General features: G+C 70.8%; 17 protein-coding genes. 8 read left to right on the top strand and 9 right to left on the bottom strand.

Annotated elements, in window-relative coordinates:
- The first annotated feature begins 211 nt into the window (after positions 1 to 211).
- The 4 genes from GV015_RS18200 to GV015_RS18215 all read left to right on the top strand — a co-directional run bounded on the left by GV015_RS18200 (position 212) and on the right by GV015_RS18215 (position 4627).
- Positions 212 to 1381 (top strand): Gfo/Idh/MocA family protein, encoded by a 1170-nt coding sequence (locus GV015_RS18200; protein WP_124770000.1) that lies wholly within the window; start codon positions 212 to 214, stop codon positions 1379 to 1381.
- Positions 1378 to 2565, top strand: a complete 1188-nt coding sequence (locus GV015_RS18205) for a dihydrodipicolinate synthase family protein (protein WP_159879883.1) — start codon at positions 1378 to 1380, stop codon at positions 2563 to 2565. The genes GV015_RS18200 and GV015_RS18205 overlap by 4 nt, the downstream gene beginning before the upstream one ends.
- Before the next feature lie 74 nt (positions 2566 to 2639).
- On the top strand, positions 2640 to 3518 hold the full coding sequence (locus GV015_RS18210; RefSeq protein ID WP_236555536.1) for a sugar phosphate isomerase/epimerase: 879 nt from the start codon (positions 2640 to 2642) through the stop codon (positions 3516 to 3518).
- A 59-nt stretch (positions 3519 to 3577) separates the two neighbouring features.
- Entirely contained in the window at positions 3578 to 4627 is a 1050-nt protein-coding gene (locus tag GV015_RS18215; protein ID WP_085512707.1) for a LacI family DNA-binding transcriptional regulator, read from the top strand.
- Between the two features lie 296 nt (positions 4628 to 4923).
- Here the strand turns inward: GV015_RS18215 and GV015_RS18220 are convergent, their stop codons facing one another.
- The 5 genes from GV015_RS18220 to GV015_RS18240 form a co-directional block, all read right to left on the bottom strand.
- Positions 4924 to 5811 (bottom strand): DarT ssDNA thymidine ADP-ribosyltransferase family protein, encoded by an 888-nt coding sequence (locus tag GV015_RS18220; protein ID WP_085512710.1) that lies wholly within the window; start codon positions 5809 to 5811, stop codon positions 4924 to 4926.
- A gap of 282 nt (positions 5812 to 6093) precedes the next feature.
- Entirely contained in the window at positions 6094 to 7599 is a 1506-nt protein-coding gene (locus tag GV015_RS18225) for an MFS transporter (protein ID WP_236555537.1), read from the bottom strand.
- 159 nt (positions 7600 to 7758) lie between these two features.
- A complete protein-coding gene (locus GV015_RS18230; RefSeq protein WP_137243873.1) occupies positions 7759 to 8937 on the bottom strand; it encodes a cystathionine gamma-synthase in 1179 nt (392 codons plus the stop codon).
- A gap of 133 nt (positions 8938 to 9070) precedes the next feature.
- Complete coding sequence (locus tag GV015_RS18235) at positions 9071 to 10435, bottom strand: cystathionine beta-synthase (RefSeq protein WP_064295706.1); 1365 nt, start codon at positions 10433 to 10435, stop codon at positions 9071 to 9073.
- Between the two features lie 195 nt (positions 10436 to 10630).
- Positions 10631 to 10936 carry a hypothetical protein gene (locus GV015_RS18240; RefSeq protein ID WP_159879885.1) on the bottom strand — a complete coding sequence of 102 codons (306 nt, stop codon included), beginning with the start codon at positions 10934 to 10936 and terminating at the stop codon, positions 10631 to 10633.
- Between the two features lie 174 nt (positions 10937 to 11110).
- Here GV015_RS18240 and GV015_RS18245 point away from each other — a divergent pair, with 174 nt between their 5' ends.
- Positions 11111 to 11788 carry a metal-dependent transcriptional regulator gene (locus GV015_RS18245; RefSeq protein WP_079706739.1) on the top strand — a complete coding sequence of 226 codons (678 nt, stop codon included), beginning with the start codon at positions 11111 to 11113 and terminating at the stop codon, positions 11786 to 11788.
- A 51-nt stretch (positions 11789 to 11839) separates the two neighbouring features.
- Here the strand turns inward: GV015_RS18245 and GV015_RS18250 are convergent, their stop codons facing one another.
- Positions 11840 to 13093, bottom strand: a complete 1254-nt coding sequence (locus tag GV015_RS18250) for an Nramp family divalent metal transporter (protein ID WP_159879886.1) — start codon at positions 13091 to 13093, stop codon at positions 11840 to 11842.
- A gap of 166 nt (positions 13094 to 13259) precedes the next feature.
- Here GV015_RS18250 and GV015_RS18255 point away from each other — a divergent pair, with 166 nt between their 5' ends.
- The 3 genes from GV015_RS18255 to GV015_RS18265 all read left to right on the top strand — a co-directional run bounded on the left by GV015_RS18255 (position 13260) and on the right by GV015_RS18265 (position 15085).
- Positions 13260 to 13964, top strand: coding sequence for a DUF3105 domain-containing protein (locus tag GV015_RS18255; RefSeq protein WP_124767330.1), 705 nt, complete (start codon positions 13260 to 13262; stop codon positions 13962 to 13964).
- A gap of 4 nt (positions 13965 to 13968) precedes the next feature.
- Complete coding sequence (locus tag GV015_RS18260) at positions 13969 to 14757, top strand: DUF305 domain-containing protein (protein ID WP_236555538.1); 789 nt, start codon at positions 13969 to 13971, stop codon at positions 14755 to 14757.
- 118 nt (positions 14758 to 14875) lie between these two features.
- Entirely contained in the window at positions 14876 to 15085 is a 210-nt protein-coding gene (locus tag GV015_RS18265; protein WP_079706736.1) for an antitoxin, read from the top strand.
- Between the two features lie 93 nt (positions 15086 to 15178).
- On the opposite strand, the gene GV015_RS18270 is transcribed toward GV015_RS18265, so the two are convergent.
- From GV015_RS18270 to GV015_RS18280, 3 genes are all read right to left on the bottom strand, one after another.
- Positions 15179 to 15688 carry a hypothetical protein gene (locus tag GV015_RS18270; RefSeq protein ID WP_079706735.1) on the bottom strand — a complete coding sequence of 170 codons (510 nt, stop codon included), beginning with the start codon at positions 15686 to 15688 and terminating at the stop codon, positions 15179 to 15181.
- A gap of 157 nt (positions 15689 to 15845) precedes the next feature.
- Positions 15846 to 16637 carry an aquaporin gene (locus GV015_RS18275; RefSeq protein WP_159879887.1) on the bottom strand — a complete coding sequence of 264 codons (792 nt, stop codon included), beginning with the start codon at positions 16635 to 16637 and terminating at the stop codon, positions 15846 to 15848.
- A 122-nt stretch (positions 16638 to 16759) separates the two neighbouring features.
- Positions 16760 to 17374 carry a GntR family transcriptional regulator gene (locus tag GV015_RS18280; RefSeq protein WP_159879888.1) on the bottom strand — a complete coding sequence of 205 codons (615 nt, stop codon included), beginning with the start codon at positions 17372 to 17374 and terminating at the stop codon, positions 16760 to 16762.
- Positions 17375 to 17400: the final 26 nt, after the last annotated feature.

Below are 17400 nucleotides of genomic sequence, written 5' to 3' on the forward strand. Positions count from 1 at the left end.
CAACGATTCAATCCGCATCCGTGTCCGATCTGTGATCACCTGCGACCGAATCGGTTCGAACGCTTGCCTTGACCGCGCGCGCCGTTCTACAGTGACCCGGTAAACGCTTTCCGGATGGCCCGCGGCCGCCGGGACCGGAACACGAACCAGAGGAAGAGCCACCGTGTCAGAGCAGACCATCGGGATCATCGTCAACGGCGCCACCGGGCGCATGGGCTACCGGCAGCACCTCGTGCGCTCGCTGCTGGCCATCCAGGAGCAGGGCGGTGTGCAGCTGTCCGACGGCACCCGACGCCAGATCGAGTTGATCCTCGTCGGCCGCAACCAGGCGACCCTCGACGAGCTCGCCACGCGTCATGGCATCGAGCACACCTCGACCGACCTCGACGCGGTCCTCGCCGACCCCCGCTGGGACATCTACGCCGACTTCCTCGTCACGAAGGCCCGCGCCACCGCGCTGCGCAAGGCGATCGCGGCCGGCAAGACCATCTACACCGAGAAGCCGACGGCGGAGACCTTCGAGGAGGCGCTGGAACTCGCACGCCTCGCCGCCGAGGCGGGCGTGAAGAACGGCGTCGTGCACGACAAGCTCTACCTGCCGGGGCTGCGCAAGCTCAAGCGCCTCATCGACTCGGGCTTCTTCGGTCGGATCCTCTCCGTCCGTGGCGAGTTCGGCTACTGGGTGTTCGAGGGCGACTGGCAGCCGGCGCAACGCCCGAGCTGGAACTACCGGGCCGAGGACGGCGGCGGCATCGTCGTCGACATGTTCCCGCACTGGAGCTACGTGCTCGAGAACCTCTTCGGTCGGGTCGAGTCGGTGTACGCGAAGGCGACGACGCACATCCCCGAGCGCTTCGACGAACGGGGCGAGGCCTACGCGGCCACCGCCGACGACGCCGCCTACGGGGTCTTCGAGCTCGAGGGCGGCGTCATCGCCCAGCTCAACTCCAGCTGGACGGTGCGCGTCGACCGCGACGAGCTCGTGCAGTTCCAGGTCGACGGCACGCATGGCTCCGCCGTCGCCGGCCTCTTCGGCTGCAAGGTGCAGCCGCGGAACGTCACCCCGAAGCCGGTGTGGAACCCCGACCTCGCCGACGACCACGACTACGCGGGCGACTGGCAGGACGTGCCGACGAACGACGTGTTCGAGAACGGGTTCAAGACGCAGTGGGAGGAGTTCCTCCTCCACGTCGTCGAGGACGGCCCCTACGAGTACGACCTGCTCGCCGGCGCGCGCGGCGTCCTGCTCGCGGAGCTCGGCCTCGAGAGCTCGCGCACCGGTCGCCGCCTCGACCTGCCCGAGGTGACGCTCGGAAGCGCGGGCGACGTCGCCGGCGCGGACGAGGAGCTGGCGTCGCTCGAGGCCTCGGTCGCACGATGACGTCCGTCCCGCTGCTCTCGACCGACGGCACGGTCACCGCGCAGGAGCTCCGCGAGCCCGTCGTGGCCGAGCGCCCGACCACGCCCCTGGCGAGCCGCACCGCCTACGCCGCGGCACACGTCGTCCCGACGGCCTGGGGCGACAACGTGCCGGGCGCGCCCGCCGAGCTCGACTGGGACGCGACGCTCGCCTACCGCCACCACGTGTGGTCGTACGGCCTCGGCGTCGCGGACGCGATGGACACCGCCCAGCGGAACATGGGGCTCGACACCGCCGCCACGCGCGAGCTGATCACCCGGAGCGCCGCCGAGGCCGCCTCCGTCGGCGGCGCGCTCGTCGTCGGCGTCAACACCGACCACCTCGCCGACGAGACCGTCTCGCTCGACGCGGTCGCCGACGCCTACCTCGAACAACTCGCGTTCGCCGAGGACGCGGGCGCCGGGACCGTGCTCATGGCCAGCCGACACCTGGCGAGGGCCGCGCAGTCCGCCGACGACTACCGTCGCGTCTACGACCGGGTCCTGTCGGCCGCGCAGTCGCCCGTGGTCCTGCACTGGCTCGGCACGGCGTTCGACCCGAGCCTGGAGGGCTACTTCGGCGCAAGCGACGTCGCCGAGGCCTCGGATACCCTGCTGCGCATCATGACCGACCACGTCGACCACGTCGCCGGGGTCAAGATGAGCCTCCTCGACGCCGACGCGGAGATCGCCGTCCGACGTCGCCTCCCGGCCGGCACGACGATGTTCACCGGGGACGACTTCAACTACGTCGACCTCATCGCCGGAGACACGGTCGGACACTCCGACGCCCTGCTCGGTGCGTTCACCGCGATCGCTCCGGCCGCGTCCGCCGCGATCCAGGCGCTCGACGCCGGCGACCCGGCCGCCTACGAGCGGATCCTCCGACCGACCGAGGCCCTGTCGCGGCAGATCTTCGCCGCGCCGACCTACTTCTACAAGACGGGCATCGCCTTCCTCAGCTGGTTGAACGACCACCAGCCGGCGTTCTCGATGGTCGGCGGCTTGCACGCTGCCCGGAGCCTGCCGCACCTGTCGGAGATCGTGCGCCTCGCCGACGCGGCCGGCGCACTCGAGCACCCGGAGCTCGCCGCCGAACGCTGGACGGGCCTGCTGCGCACGGCCGGTGTCGTCGGCACGCTGACCACTGCGGGAGGAACCCGATGAGCGCCACCGCCCTTCGACAGGCTCAGGGACCGGCGGGACAAGCTCAGGGAGCGGCGGGACAAGCTCAGGGAGCGGTGAGCGGCCACCTCACCCCGCACCCGCGACTCTCGGTCAACCAGGCCACGATCAAGTACGCCACCCTCCCGGAGGCGGTCACAGCCGTCACCGCGGCCGGTGTCACGAGCTTCGGCGCCTGGCGCGAGCCGGTTCAGGAGTACGGCGTCGCAGCCTCGGCGAGCCTCCTCACGGACAGCGGCCTGCGTGTCTCGAGCCTGTGCCGTGGTGGCTTCTTCACCATGCCCGAGGGGCCGGCTCGCCGGAGGTCGATCGACGACAACCGGACCGCGATCGACGAGGCCGCCGCCCTCGGCGCACCGGCCCTCGTCCTCGTGGTCGGCGGCCTCCCGGCCGGATCCCGTGACCTCATCGGCGCCCGCGAACTCGTCCGAGACGCGATCGGTGAACTCACCGACCACGCGCTCGAGTCCGGCGTGCAGCTCGCCATCGAGCCGTTGCATCCGATGTACGCCTCGGACCGCGCGGTCGTCTCGACGCTCGGTCAGGCCCTCGACATCGCCGAGCAGTTCGCTCCGGAGGCCGTCGGAGTGGTCGTCGACACCTTCCACATCTGGTGGGACCCGCAGGTGCTCGAGCAGATCGCCCGCGCGGGCGCGACCGGTCGGATCTCCAGCTACCAGGCGTGCGACTGGGCGACGCCGCTCGCCGCGGACGTCCTCCTCTCCCGGCACTATCCGGGCGACGGCGTCGTCGACTTCGGCTCGCTCACCCGTGCCGTCGAGGCGGCGGGGTACACCGGCGACATCGAGGTCGAGCTCTTCAACCAGGACATCTGGGACAGCCCGTTCCAGCAGGTGGTGGATCGCACCGTCGACGCGTTCCAGGCGACGGTCGTCCCGCACATCGACCACGACGACGCGATCCACCACCCCTGATCGCCGCGGCCGCCCTGTGGCAGAGTGTGTCTCAGCAGCCGCCAGTACGAAGGAGCGCCATGTCGGTCGACGAGCACCGGGCGACGCCGGTCCCACCGACGCTGCACGACGTCGCCCGTGAGGCGGGGGTCTCCCTCGCCACCGCGTCGCGCGCGCTCAACGGGAGCACCCGGACGGTCAACGAGACGTTCCGTCGGCGGGTCCTCGACGCCGCGCTCCGGCTGAACTACACGCCGAACCTGTCGGCCCAGGCGGTCGCGAAGGGCCTGTCGTCGACGATCTCGCTCCTCGTGAGCGACATCGCCGACCCGTACTTCTCGTCCATCGCGGCCGGGGCCATCCGCGCGGCCGACGAGCAGCGCATCGCCACGACCATGGCCGTCACGCACCGCGACCACGAGCGTGAACTCGAACTCGTGCGGGTGCTCCGCGGGCAGCGGCCACGCGCCATCATCCTGACGGGCAGTCGCTGGGACGGGGTCGCGTCGGAGCACCGGCTGTCGGATGAGCTCGCGGCCTACGAGTCGACGGGCGGACGCGTCGTCCTCGTCTCGCAGCGGACGCTCCCGTTCGCCACGGTGCAGCTCGGCAACGCGACCGGTGCCCGCGAGCTGGCCCGGGAACTCGTCGGTGCCGGGTACCGCCGCTTCGCCGTCATCGCCGGAGACGACCGCCTGCTGACCTCCCGCGAGCGGGTGAGCGGGTTCGCGGAGGGTTTGGCCGAGCACGGCATCGCGATCCATCCGTCGAGGATCGTCCGGGCCGAGTTCACCCGCGACGGCGGGCGCCAGGGTGCCGCCGAACTCCTGCAGCTGGGACTCGACGACGTCGACCTGGTCTTCGCCGTCAACGATGTGATGGCGATCGGGGCGATGTCGGCGTTCCGCGCGGCCGGACTCCGCCTTCCCGAGGACCTCGCGGTCGCCGGCTACGACGACATCGCGACCTCCCGCGACGTCACCCCGGCGCTCACCACGGTCGCCGTGCCGCTCGAGGCGGTCGGTGAGCACGCCGTGCGGCTGGCGCTCGACCCGGCGACGGACAGCACGACGACGGAGCCCGTCGGCGCGACGGTCCTCCTCCGCGAGAGCACGCCGCCGCGCGCCTGACTCGCCAGTCCGTCTCCTCCCCCGGGGCGTTCACCGGGGCACAACTCCTGCAGCTCGCCCCGATCGGGGTGTGCAGCGTCCGGCTCAGTGGCCCTGGGGCCATGCAGCAGGAGTTGCGGACAGCAGCACGCCCTGAGCCTGGTGTCCTCGGAAGGGGACGCGTTCACCTCCACACAGCCGAGGTGCGCACTCGTTCCCGCGCACAACTCCTGCTGAGGGCGGCAAGGCCGCCTGACACCGCGCCGGCAGCCGGGTTCCGGTGCCGTCCAGCAGGAGTTGTGAACGCGAGACAGCTGCTACTCGGCGACGTGCTCCTGGAACCACGGCGTGTAGGCGGCGACCTTGGTGCGGTGGCCGGCGCCGGCGACGAGTCGCTTGACGTGCTCACGGACGTTGACCGTCGCGACACCGATCACGGTGACGCGGTCGAACGGCACGGCGTCGGCGACGAGCACCTCCGCGCGTCGGAGGGCCGCGGGGTCCTCGTCGGTCGCGAAGCGCTGCACCATGCGGTCGGCGGTCATCGCGTTCGCGCCGATGCTCGTGAGCACGTGGGAGGCGTCACCGTCGGCGACCACGACCCGCGCGCGGGAGGGCCGGCCGGTGTCGGCGTCGAACTCGCCCGGGTGTACGGCTGCGCCGTCGATCGTGGTGACGAGCACGACGTAGTCGTTGACCGATGACGCGAACGCCTCGGCGGACAGACGGACGTCGTGCTCGCCCGCGCGGATGCCCGCCCAGAGGTCGGCGTCCGGGGTCAGGAAGAACGGGACGAAGTCGGCGGGCGTGAGGTCGTCGGTGCCGGCGAGCACCATCGTGCGTCGCGCCTCGCGGTGGCTCGCGGCGGCGATGTCGACGACCGGCCCGTCGGGGAGCGCCGGTGACGCCACCGGCAGGATGCTACCGGTCTCGAGGATGCGCTCGAGGTTGCGGATGTGGGTGACGTGGTACAGCCGCTGCTCGCCGACGCGCACCACGGGCAGCGCTGCCGCCGCCTTCGTCACCGTCTTCGTGGTGGCCGCGGTCCGCACGCGGGTCGGGGCCGGCTCGCGGAGCGAGGGAGCGACCGTCGACCGACGGACCTTGGGAGCGGGTGGTTCAGCGACCGGCACCTCGCGGGGCGGCGGCGGGAAGCAGGTCGCGCAGAGTCCGTTGTCGAAACCGTGTTTGCATTCGTCGCTCAAGAGAGTCCTTCTGCAGTCCGGCTCCGAGACACGAGGAGCGGGTCACTGGGGGGACGAGCCGAGACGTACGCATCAAGGGTACGCGGCTTCCGCACCCCTCGTGCACGCGGGCACCTGAGTGAGGTCGGTTCCGCGCGTGGCTGCTGCGCCGGATCGAGCGATGAGGGCCCGACCCGGGTGCGCACGGTGTGACGGAGCCGACGCCGCCTGGACACTGCAGCGATGCGTGGGCGACGCTACCCCCCACGCACCGCAGCACTACCCAGGCGACGGCGTCTCGGCTCACCCGGTCGCGCCTGGCTCCGCTGGTCGGCTCACCCGACGCGCGACGACGACCGCCACGACACCGGCGACCAGGGCGATCGCGAAGCATCCGGCGAACGCGACCCCGCCGGGAGCGATCCAGCCCAGCCCGGCGAACATACGGGAGCCGTCGAGTGCCGTGAACGCCAGCCCGGTCGCCGCGAGGGCGAGAGCACCGCCGATCGCGTCGCCGATCGACATCGCCGCGCTGTTGAACCCCTGCGAGCGCTCGTCGGAGTAGGCGAGCGTCATGACGCTGAGGCGCGGGAACATGAGGCCCATGCCGCCGCCGCTCACCACCCAGGCGACGATCGGCACCACCGGCGGCAGGCCGACGAGGGCGGCCGACAGGGCGATCGCGACGGCGACCGTGACGAGTGACGACCCGATCTGCACGGCGTTCGCATTCGACAGCCGGTCCCCGAGGCGCCCCTGCAACCAGGACGACAGCGACCACGCGATCGCCCCACCGGTGAGCGCGAGTCCGGCGAGCGCCGGCGTGAGCCCGTGCTCGCGGGTCAGCAGGTACGGCACGTACACCTCGGCGCCGAAGAACGCGGCGGAGGTCAGTCCGCGCACCAGGATGACCGTCGGGAGCCCGCGGCGTGCGGTGAGCGTGCCGAGCGGAATCAGGGGGCGGAGGGCGAGGATCGCGACCACGGCACCGACGACCGGGAGCGCCCAGGCGGTCCATCCCGAGAACTCCGTCGAGAGGTTGACCGCGAGGACCGCCGCCGCGACGAGCACCGCCCACCCGAGTCGACGCAGCTCCGCGCCCGTGCGCGCGACGGTGGCCACCTCGCCGCTCTCCTTCGCCGACTCCTCCTCGGCGGCCTGCCGCTCCGCGCGTTCGGTTGCGGAGGCGCGCAGCATCCGGAGGGCCGGCAGGAGGAGGAGCGTCGCGACGACCACGAGGCCGACGACCCCGAGGAAGACCCAGTGCCAGCTGAACCGCTCGGCGACCACCCCGGCGAGGAACGGCCCGATCAGGGAGGGGACCACCCAGGCGGCCGCGAACCCTGCGAAGATCCGCGGGTGCAGGGCCGGTGGGTAGATGCGGGCGACGAGGACGTACAGGGCGACGGTCATCGCTCCCGAACCGAGGCTCTGGACGAGGCGTCCGGCGACGACGGCCCACATGGTGGTCGCGGTTCCGGCCAGGAGGAGACCGATGAGGAACAGGACGACTGACGCGAGCAGCGGCTGGACCGGACCGATGCGGTCGGCGACCGAGCCCGCGGCGACCATGCCGATGACACTGACCGCGAGCGGGCCGGCGAAGGCGAGCGCGTAGAGCTGCTCGCCGCCGAGTTCCCCGCTCACGAGCGGCATGATCGTCGTGACGGCGAGGGACTCGAAGGCGCCGAGGAACACGAGCGCGCACGCACCGATGGTGACGAGGACGAACCGGCGGCTGAAGATCCCACGGTCGCGGGGCGTCGTGTCGGCTCCGGTCACGGGCTCGGGGGTCGTCGCTGTGGTCACGATCCGAGCCTAGAACCTCAACGTGACTTGAGGTCAAGCGCTGACGAACCCCTGCCCGTTCACCATTCAGGACGTGCCCGGCGCGCCGTCGCCGATCGACGGGTTCGGCGCAGGACGCGCCGCAGCCTTCCTGAATTGCGAACGAGCCGGGACCGCCCGCTAGTGCTTGGCGCTCGCCTTCAGGACCTTCGCGAGCGCGCGGTCGAGGTCGGCGATGAGGTCGGCGACGTCCTCGATGCCGACCGACAGCCGGACGACGTTCTCGGGGACCGCCAGCTCCGTGCCCTTCACCGAGGCGTGCGTCATCTGCGCCGGCAGGCCGATGAGCGACTCGACGCCGCCGAGCGACTCGGCGAGCGCGAAGAGTTTCGTCTTCTCGACGAGGCGCGTGGCTGCAGCCGGGCCACCGACGAGCGCGAGCGACAGCATGCCGCCGAACCCGGACATCTGGCGGGCGGCGAGCTCGTGACCGGGGTGGCTCTCGAGGCCCGGGTAGTAGACGCGCTCGACGGCGGCGTGGCCGTCGAGGAACTCTGCGATCGCCTGCGCGTTCGCGCTGTGCTGGCGCATGCGCACCGCGAGGGTCTTGATGCCGCGGGTCGTGAGCCACGCGTCGAGCGGGGCCGAGACCGCGCCGGCGGCGAACTGCACGAAGCCGAGCTGCTCGGCGAGCTCGTCGTCGTTCATGATGACGGCGCCACCGAGGACGTCGGAGTGACCGCCGAGGTACTTGGTCGTCGAGTGCACGACGATGTCGGCCCCGAGCGAGAGCGGCTGCTGCAGCGCCGGCGAGGCGAAGGTGTTGTCCACGACGGAGAGCACCTCGTGGCGGTGCGCGAGGGCCGCGAGTGCCGCGATGTCGCTGATCTTCATGAGCGGGTTGCTCGGCGTCTCGACCCACAGCAGCTTCGTGCGGCCCGGGATGATCGCCGCTTCGACGGCCGCGAGGTCGCCGAGGTCCACGACCGTGTGCTCGATGCCCCAGGCGCCGTGCACCCGGTTGATCAGCCGGTAAGTACCGCCGTAGACGTCGTTGCCGATGACGATGTGGTCGCCGGGGCGGAGGGCCGTGCGGATGAGCGCGTCCTCGGCGGCGAGGCCGGAGGCGAAGGAGAAGCCGTGCTTCGCACCCTCGAGCGCGGCGAGCTGCGTCTCGAGCGCCGTGCGGGTCGGGTTGGCGGAGCGGCTGTACTCGTAGCCGCCGCGGAGCCCGCCGACGCCGTCCTGGACGAAGGTCGACGTCTGGTAGATCGGCGGGATGATCGCCCCGGTGGTGGGGTCGAACTCCTGTCCGGCGTGGATGCTGCGGGTGGCGAAGCCGTGGTCGTGCTTGCTCATGGGTGACTCTTTCGGTTCAGGATTCGGGGAGGTGTCGGGGTGGGCGACCGGTCGGACTGGCCCGGTCACCGGGGTCGGGCGTGGTCGGGACATCGCCCGGACTCCGCCCACACGACCTGCATGCCGCCCACGCTCAACCCGCCAGGTAGGTGAGGAGGTCGTGCCGCGTGATGACGCCGATCGGCTTGCCACCGTCGGTGACGAGGAACGCCGGGGCGGAACCGAGTGCCGCGCGCGCCGCCGGGATGGACTCACCGAGACCGATGAGCGGCAGCGGGTCGCCGACGAACGCGCTCGCGGCGTCGTTCATCTTGGCCGCGCCGCTGAAGACGGCGTCCATGAGGCTGGCCTCGTCGATCGCACCGACGACCTCGCCCATCACCACGGGCGGCTCGGCGCTCAGCACCGGGAGCTGCGAGACGCCGTACTCGGTCATGATGTCGACGACGTCGCGGACGGTGTCGCTCGGGTGCACGTGCACGAGGTCCGGCATCTCCGAGCCCTTGCCACGGAGGATGTCGCCCACCGTGCGGTCGTCGGCGACCTCGCTGAAGCCGTAGGACTGCAGCCAGGAGTCGTTGAAGATCTTGCCGAGGTAGCCGCGCCCGCCGTCGGGCAGGAGGACGACGACCACGGCCGACGCCGGGAGGTCGCGCGCCGCGACGAGAGCGGCCTGGACCGCCATGCCGCTGGAGCCGCCCACGAGCAGTCCCTCCTCACGGGCGAGGCGACGCGTCATCGCGAACGACTCGGCGTCGGTGACGGCGATGATCTCGTCGGGGATGGAGGGGTCGTATGCGGTCGGCCAGAAGTCCTCGCCGACACCCTCGACGAGGTACGGGCGACCGGTGCCGCCCGAGTAGACCGAGCCCTCCGGGTCTGCGCCGATGATGCGCACGCCGCCCTCGGAGACCTCCTTGAGGTACTTGCCCGTCCCGGAGATGGTTCCTCCGGTGCCGACGCCCGCGACGAAGTGGGTGATCTCGCCCTCGGTGTCGCGCCAGATCTCGGGACCGGTCGACTCGTAGTGACTGCGCGGCCCGTTCGGGTTCGCGTACTGGTTGGGCTTGAACGCCCCCGGGATCTCGGCGGTGAGGCGGTCGGACACGCTGTAGTAGGAGTCGGGGCTGTCGGGAGCGACGGAGGTGGGCGTGACGACGATCTCCGCACCGTAGGCGGTGAGCACGTTCCGCTTGTCCTCGCCGACCTTGTCGGGCAGGACGAACACGCAGCGGTACCCGCGCTGCTGGGCGACGAGGGCGAGGCCGACACCGGTGTTGCCGGAGGTGGGCTCGACGATCGTGCCGCCCGGCTTGAGGTCGCCCGACGCCTCGGCGGCGTCGATGATGCGCGTCGCGATCCGGTCCTTCGAGGAGCCGCCCGGGTTGAGGTACTCGACCTTGACGAGCACGGTGGCCGCGATGCCCTCGGTGACCCGGTTGAGCTTGACGAGGGGCGTGTTCCCGATGAGATCGAGGACGGAGTCTGCGTAGTTCATGTCTGCAATCTGTTCCTGTGGTGCGTCACCGCACGACTCTCGCGTGCGTCACCGGATGGCTGGGGCGGCTGAGGCGGCATCCCGGGCAGGGACGGTTCAGCGGGGACAGCAGGAACACGACAGGCGGAGACGCATGCAGACCACCCTACCCGGCGAGTGCAGGGAACGCAGCCGGATGACGGGGCCGATCCGACGTCAGTGGATCGCGACGAGTCGCTGCCGCGGACCGAGTGCCGAGACAGCCGAGGACACCAGCCGGACGGCGAGGGTCAGCACCATGAGGACACCGATGGCCGTGAGCACGACCGCGGCGAGCAGCAGCACCGCGACGAGCGCCGGGAGCCGACGCAGCGCGAGCTCGACCGGGCGACGACGGGGTGTCCCGTCCGCCTCGGGTGCCTCCAGGTGGCCTTCGCCCGCCATGGCCGCGGCGACGAGTTCGAGCGTGGCACGCGCGCCGGATCCGAGCCGTGTGGTCGAGGTGCGCAGCGCCTGGGACATCGCGTGGCCCTTCTCGTCGGATGGATCGGTGTTCGCGGGTGCGAGGACTCGACCGTAGCAGTCGGGTGCCCTGTTCGGGGGTGCCGGTGCCCATTCTGCCAGGCGGGCGTGAACACCCGGTGGCCTGCCGACGGCCGCATGATGGACGCGCACCGCGCTCCCTAGACTGGAGGCATGACCGTCTCCGGCCTCTCCGCCGTCTCCCAGGACTACCTCAAGACGATCTGGACGACCTCCGAGTGGGCCGACGAGTCGGCCACCGTCAAGCTGCTCGCGGATCGCATGGGTGTCCGTCCCGCGACCGCCTCCGACGCCGTGAAGCGACTCGCCGCCCAGGGACTCGTCGTGCACGAGCCCTACGGCAGCATCGAGCTCACCCCCGCCGGGCAGGCGCACGCGGTCGCGATGGTGCGGCGGCACCGGCTCATCGAGACCTTCCTCGTCGAGATGCTCGGCTACGGCTGGGACGAGGTCCACGACGAGGCGGAGATCCTCGAGCACGCGGCGAGCGACACGATGATCGAGCGCATCGACGCCGCGCTCGGCCACCCGATCCGCGATCCGCACGGCGACCCGATCCCCTCTGCCGACGGCACGCCGCACCGCCCGGACGCGGTCCGGTTGAACGAGGCTCCGTCGGACAGCCCACTGACGGTGTGCCGCATCTCGGACGCCGACCCGGAGACCCTCCGCCATCTGAGCACCCTCGGCATCGTCCTCGACACCGAACTCAGCGTGGACGACCACCGGGCGTTCGCGGGCGAACTGGAACTCCGGCTCACCGCCACCGGCACCCGCCTCACGCTCGGTCGCCTCGCCGCCGACGCCGTCTGGGTGACGGTCGTCGCCTGATCGCCGGCATCTCCGTCCGCCGATGTTCCGGCGAGCGAACCGCCGGGCTGATCACCCGAAGAACGTCAGCACGATGAGCGCGACGTTCAGCGTGACGATGAGCGCGACCACGATCCAGGCGAATACGCGGGTGGCGAGCCGGTCGACGTGGACACCCATGATCCGCCGGTCGCCCGTGTAGCGCACGAGCGGGATGAGCGCGAAGGGGATGCCGAGGCTGAGGAACACCTGGCTGAGCACGAGCGCGGTGGTCGGGTCGATGCCCGCAGCCAGGATGACGAGTGCCGGGATCAGGGTGATCACGCGTCGGGCGAGCAACGGGATGCGCACCTTGAGGAGCCCGCCCATGATCGCCGCTCCCGCGTAGGCGCCCACCGAGGTCGAGGCGAGCCCCGAGGCCAGCAGGCCGATGGCGAAGATCACGCCGATGACCGACCCGAGCGCAGCGGTGATCGCCGCGTGCGCCCCCTCGATCGAGTCCGTCCCCTCGACACCGCCGAGCGACGCGGCCGCGAGCAGCAGCATCGCGATGTTCACCGCTCCGGCGAGGACGAGTGCCGCCGCGACGTCCCAGCGGGTCGCCACGATGAGCCGACGGATGGCACCGTCGCTCGTCTGGACGCCGTGCCGGTCCCGACTGAGCGAGGAGTGGAGGTAGATCGCGTGCGGCATGACCGTCGCGCCGAGCATGCTCGCGGCGAGCAGGACCGTCGCCGTGCCCTCGAACCGCGGCACCAGGCCACCGGCCGCGGCACCCCAGTCGACGGGACTGACGAACAGGCCGGCGAGGAAGCCGACGGCGATGACGGCGAGGAGCGTCAGGATCGCGAACTCGAAGTGCCGCTGGCCGTACCAGTTCTGCACGGCGAGGAGCACGATCGAGAAGACCCCGACGATGACGCCGCCGAGCACGAGTGGGATCCCGAAGAGCAGGTAAAGCGCCACGGCGCCGCCGATCACCTCGGCGAGGTCGGTCGCGGCGGCGACGAGCTCCGCCTGCACCCAGTAGAGCCGACGCGGGCCGGTGCGCAGTCGCGAGCCGAGCAGCTCGGGCAGGCTCTGCCCGGTGACGAGGCCGAGCTTGGCGGAGAGGTATTGAACGAGCACGGCCATCGCGTTCGCGGCGACGAGCACCCAGACGAGCAGGTAGCCGTACTGGGCTCCCGCCGTGAGGTTGGCCGCGACGTTCCCGGGATCGACGTAGGCGATCGCCGCCACGAAGGCGGGCCCGAGGAGGAACAGGAGTCGTGGTCCGCGGGGCGCGCGGGTCGTCGGAGCGGCGAGGTCACTGGTCACATCGGCCATGTTAGCAAGACCGAGCTACATTTGTTAGACGAGTCTAACTCTTGGATTCACCGGCTGTCTGCTTGGATGAGCCTGAGAATCGACTGCGCATCGTCAGGCGCCGGAACGGCCCTCGGAAGCACATCTGGTTCGATAGTTACGCATACAACTTTTTCGAGAGGCCCCCGTGACCCCTGCAGCAGATCGCCCCAAGAACACCCCCGTCCCGCCCGCCGTCAAGCAGCAGAGCGTGAAGCAGGAGCGCGAAGCCCAGCGTCAGGCCAAGGTAGCCGCGTTCAAGCAGGCGCAGAAGCGGAAGAACCGCAACCGCCGCATCGGGATCTGGGCCGGTGTCGTGGGCGGTGTGGCCGTCATCGCGGTCCTCATCACGAGCGTCGTCCTCACCCTGCCGAAGAACGCCAGCTACCCCGGCGGTGGCACCGGCACCGGCCAAGACATCGCGGGCGTGGAGCTGTTCCAGAACACCTCGGAGCACGTCGAGGGCACGGTCGACTACCCGCAGAACCCGCCGGCCGGTGGCCCGCACAACCAGTACTGGCTGAACTGCGGCATCTACACCGAGGAGCAGACCAACGAGAACGCGGTCCACTCCCTCGAGCACGGCGCGATCTGGGTCACCTACGACCCGTCCCTCAGCGACGCGGAGCTCACGAAGCTCAAGGAGCTGCTCCCCACCACGTACGTCGTCCTGTCGCCGAAGTCCGACCTCCCCTCGCCGATCGTGCTGAGCGGCTGGAACTCCCAGCTGCAGGTCAACAACGCGAGTGACGCGCGCATCGCCGACTTCTTCGAGGAGTTCTGGAAGAGCAACAACGTCCCGGAACCCGGCGCGGCCTGCACCGGCGCGATCGACGGTCCCGGCAAGGTCTGATCCGTTGACCCCGGCGAGCACACCCGACGCACCGGCGACCGGTGAACCGGCCGACGGCGGCGTGACCGACGAGGAACTCGCCGCCTGGGAGGCGCAAGGCTCCCCCGACGGTTCCAGCCGGACGCGCATCGTCATCGCCGCGATGGCCGTCATCGCGATCATGGTCGCCGCGGCGATCGGCTTCTCGGTCGGTCGACTCAGCACGCTCGCCGACCCGACACCCACCACGACGAGTGCCGAAGCGGGCTTCTCGCGCGACATGCAGGTGCACCACAACCAGGGCGTGGAGCTCGCCATGATCATCCGCGACCGGACGGACGCGGTCGACGTGCGCACCCTCGCTTACGACATCGCCACCACCCAGGCGCAGCAGTCGGGCCAGCTGTACGACTGGCTCGTCCAGTGGAACCTGCCGCAGGGTTCACGGCAGCCGGACATGACGTGGATGACACTCCCCACACTCACGGGCGCGAGCGGCCATGCGCACGGCGGTGACACGGCGACCCCGGGGTCCACCCACACCCCGGGCGACCCGATGCCGGGCCTCGCCACCCCTGCCCAGATCGACCAGCTGACGGCGGCGTCCGGACTCCAGGCGGAGCGGGTCTTCCTCACGCTGATGATCGCCCACCACCAGGGCGCGGTCGAGATGGCCGAGGCGCTGCAGCCGCGGACCACGAACGCGACCGCGCTGGCCTTCACGCGCGCGGTCATCGCCAGCCAGCAGGCGGAGATCGAGCTCATGACCCGCATGCTCGACGACCGGGGCGGGCCGGTCGACCTCGCCGGCTGACCCCTCCTGTCGACCGCCCGGGCGACGGGCGGGCTCCGACAAGGGGCTAGCCAGAACACCGGCTGACGGCGAAGAATGATCCCGACGCCCGAACGGGCCCGATGAACAGGAGCGACGAATGGCACTCGACGACATCACCAAGAAGGCTCAGGAATTCCTGAAGGACAACAAGGTCAAGGACGCGCTGAAGAGCGAACAGGCCGAGGACATCAGCGACAAGCTCCTCGGCAGCGTGGCCGACGCGGCCAAGAAGGTCACCGGCGGCAAGTTCGACGAGCAGATCGACGGCGCCCGCGACGCGGCGGACAAGGCCGTCGGCAACGAGTAGTCCCCGGCTCGACACGCGTGACGGCCGGGTCCCGATGGGCGCCCGGCCGTTCACGTCTGTGCCGGTCAGCGCTCGATCGTCATTCCGGGTCGATCAGTGCCCGTCGACGCCGGCGTCCACGGGATTGCTCCGGAACCGGTCGAGCGCGATGGCCACGAGTTCGGGAGCGGACAGGTGCGTGTCCTGCATGAGGTCCGAGAGGACTTCTGACGCGCGTCCGCTGAGCGTCAGTTGCACGGTCGCGGAGCGGTCTTCATCGACACCGCTCAGCGCACGACGACGTTCACCCAGGCTGAGGATGGCCGACCGCAGATAGGTGCGGCTCGCGACGGTGTCGATCTCCCAGCGGCCGGCGCGACGGTTCGCGACCACATTGCCACGACGGATGTTCGTCATGAGGGACGCTCGGCTCACATGGAGCCGCGCGGCGAGTTCCGCCGTCCGGACCGGACGCGGGAGGTCGTCGATGAAGTCCTCGACGAGCGCCTCCCGGAGGAGCTCCCAGGCGACGTCCGGAGGGAGCGGCGCATCGGGCATGCTGCCGCCGTCCTGCAGCGGACCAACCCACGCGGTCGTGGGGGCGTCGCGTTCGGTCATCGTCATCGCCCCTCCAAGGTTCCGGCGCTCGAACCTCAAGCATGCTCGGTGCCCGTGGAAAGCGCGTCCCCCAATGCGGGTTGCCCGCGTTCGCGGGGTGCCGGCCCGAAACGACGCACCCCGTCCACCAGGGCGGACGGGGTGCGGGCGACGCTCGTACGACTCAGCCGCGGTTCGCGACCGGCCGGGAACCCACCGGGCGGGTCCCCTCGAACAGGATCCGGTAGCTGAATCCGGCGATCAGTGCGCCGATGATCGGGAACACGATGAACACCCAGACCTGCGCGAGCCAGTCGCCCCCGCCGAAGATGGCGGTCGCGATGGAGCGCGCCGGGTTGATCGAGCCGTTGTCGATCGGGATCGCGATCAACAGGAACAGCGTGAGCGTGCCGCCGATGGCGATCGGCGCGAAGCCCGCGGCGGCCCGCGTGTGCGTGACGCCGAGGATGACGTAGAGGAAGAGTGCGGTGATGACGACCTCGATCACGATCGCCGAGACGAGTCCGAATCCGCCGGGCGAGAGCTCGCCGAACCCGTTCGAGACGAAGCCGCCCGCGACGGCCTTGTCGAGGAATCCTGCCGGGCCGCCGGCCGCGAGGCCGAACACCGCGAGCGCACCGAGGAACGCTCCGACGAGCTGCGCGAGGATGAACGTCCACGTCGCACGCCAGGGGAACCGACCGGCGGCGGCCAGCCCGAGCGTCACCGCCGGGTTGAAGTGCCCGCCGGAGATAGGGCCGAACGCGTAGGCGGCGATGGTCACCGAGAGGCCGAGGGCGATCGCCACCCCGAGGAAACCGACGCCGAGGGGGTTGGAGGTCTCCTCGCCGAAGAACGCGGAGAAGGTCGCCGTCCCGACGAGACCGAAGACCAGCAGGAAGGTGCCGGCCAGCTCTGCGAGGAGTTGCGACGCGGTGGTCGGTTCGACGGAGGGTGGGACTTCCGGGGAGGACATCTGGGCTCTTCTCGCTCGAGGTGACGACGTGGACGCGGAGCTCTGGCGAGCACCGCGCCATCAGCAGACTATTGCCCCGCGTCCCACCGGCGACAGCCCCGAGGTCAGCATGTCGCCGTCGCTCAGTGCACCTCCAGGTCGTGGAGCGGGACCTGGAGCCGGAAGACGTGCTCGATCGCGAGCTCCGCGCCGACGGCGTCGCCCGAGGCGATCGCGGAGCGGAGGTGCGGGTACCCGACGCGCAGATCCGACCAGTCCACCGTCGCCGCGGAGCGCGTGGCCGAGACACGGTAGATCAGGGCGCCGATCACGTCCTTCGTCGCGGAGACGAGGACCGGGTTCTCGCAGTGCTTCAGGAACCGGTCCACGAGCCCCCAGACGCAGCGTCCGTGCGCATCCGCGTCCTCCGCCGTCACCGTGGTCATCGTGTGCTCGACGAACGCCATGAGCTCAGCCCGCTGCCCCGCGGTCAAGGTCGGGACGGTGACCCGGACGACGCCGCTGACGAGCGCTCCGAGGGTCTGCAGCACGGCTGTCCGGTCCTCGGCCCGTGGCTGCGCGACCCGGGTGTGCCGCTGCGGTGCCGTCTCGACCAGTCCGACGCGTTCGAGTTCCCGGAGTGCTCCGACGATCGCGTCCGTCGGCGCGCCGAGCCACTCCCGGAGCTCCTCCTCGATGAGCAGCTCGCCCGAGGCGAGCGTCCCGTCGTAGATCGCGTTGCGGATCCGCTCGGTCACGGAATCGCCGACAGGCGACGGCTGCG

The organism is Plantibacter sp. T3, assembly GCF_902506515.1.
In the GTDB taxonomy this organism is placed as follows: domain Bacteria; phylum Actinomycetota; class Actinomycetes; order Actinomycetales; family Microbacteriaceae; genus Plantibacter; species Plantibacter auratus.

Excerpts from the sequence above, each read along its gene's own strand:
- GV015_RS18270 (WP_079706735.1), bottom strand. The coding sequence starts at position 15,688 with ATGACGATGACCGAACGCGACGCCCCCACGACCGCGTGGGTTGGTCCG.
- GV015_RS18205 (WP_159879883.1), top strand. The coding sequence starts at position 1,378 with ATGACGTCCGTCCCGCTGCTCTCGACCGACGGCACGGTCACCGCGCAG.
- GV015_RS18250 (WP_159879886.1), bottom strand. The coding sequence starts at position 13,093 with ATGGCCGATGTGACCAGTGACCTCGCCGCTCCGACGACCCGCGCGCCC.
- GV015_RS18200 (WP_124770000.1), top strand. The coding sequence starts at position 212 with ATGGGCTACCGGCAGCACCTCGTGCGCTCGCTGCTGGCCATCCAGGAG.
- GV015_RS18240 (WP_159879885.1), bottom strand. The coding sequence starts at position 10,936 with ATGTCCCAGGCGCTGCGCACCTCGACCACACGGCTCGGATCCGGCGCG.
- GV015_RS18230 (WP_137243873.1), bottom strand. The coding sequence starts at position 8,937 with ATGAGCAAGCACGACCACGGCTTCGCCACCCGCAGCATCCACGCCGGA.
- GV015_RS18245 (WP_079706739.1), top strand. The coding sequence starts at position 11,111 with ATGACCGTCTCCGGCCTCTCCGCCGTCTCCCAGGACTACCTCAAGACG.
- GV015_RS18275 (WP_159879887.1), bottom strand. The coding sequence starts at position 16,637 with ATGTCCTCCCCGGAAGTCCCACCCTCCGTCGAACCGACCACCGCGTCG.
- GV015_RS18215 (WP_085512707.1), top strand. The coding sequence starts at position 3,578 with ATGTCGGTCGACGAGCACCGGGCGACGCCGGTCCCACCGACGCTGCAC.
- GV015_RS18265 (WP_079706736.1), top strand. The coding sequence starts at position 14,876 with ATGGCACTCGACGACATCACCAAGAAGGCTCAGGAATTCCTGAAGGAC.
- GV015_RS18235 (WP_064295706.1), bottom strand. The coding sequence starts at position 10,435 with ATGAACTACGCAGACTCCGTCCTCGATCTCATCGGGAACACGCCCCTC.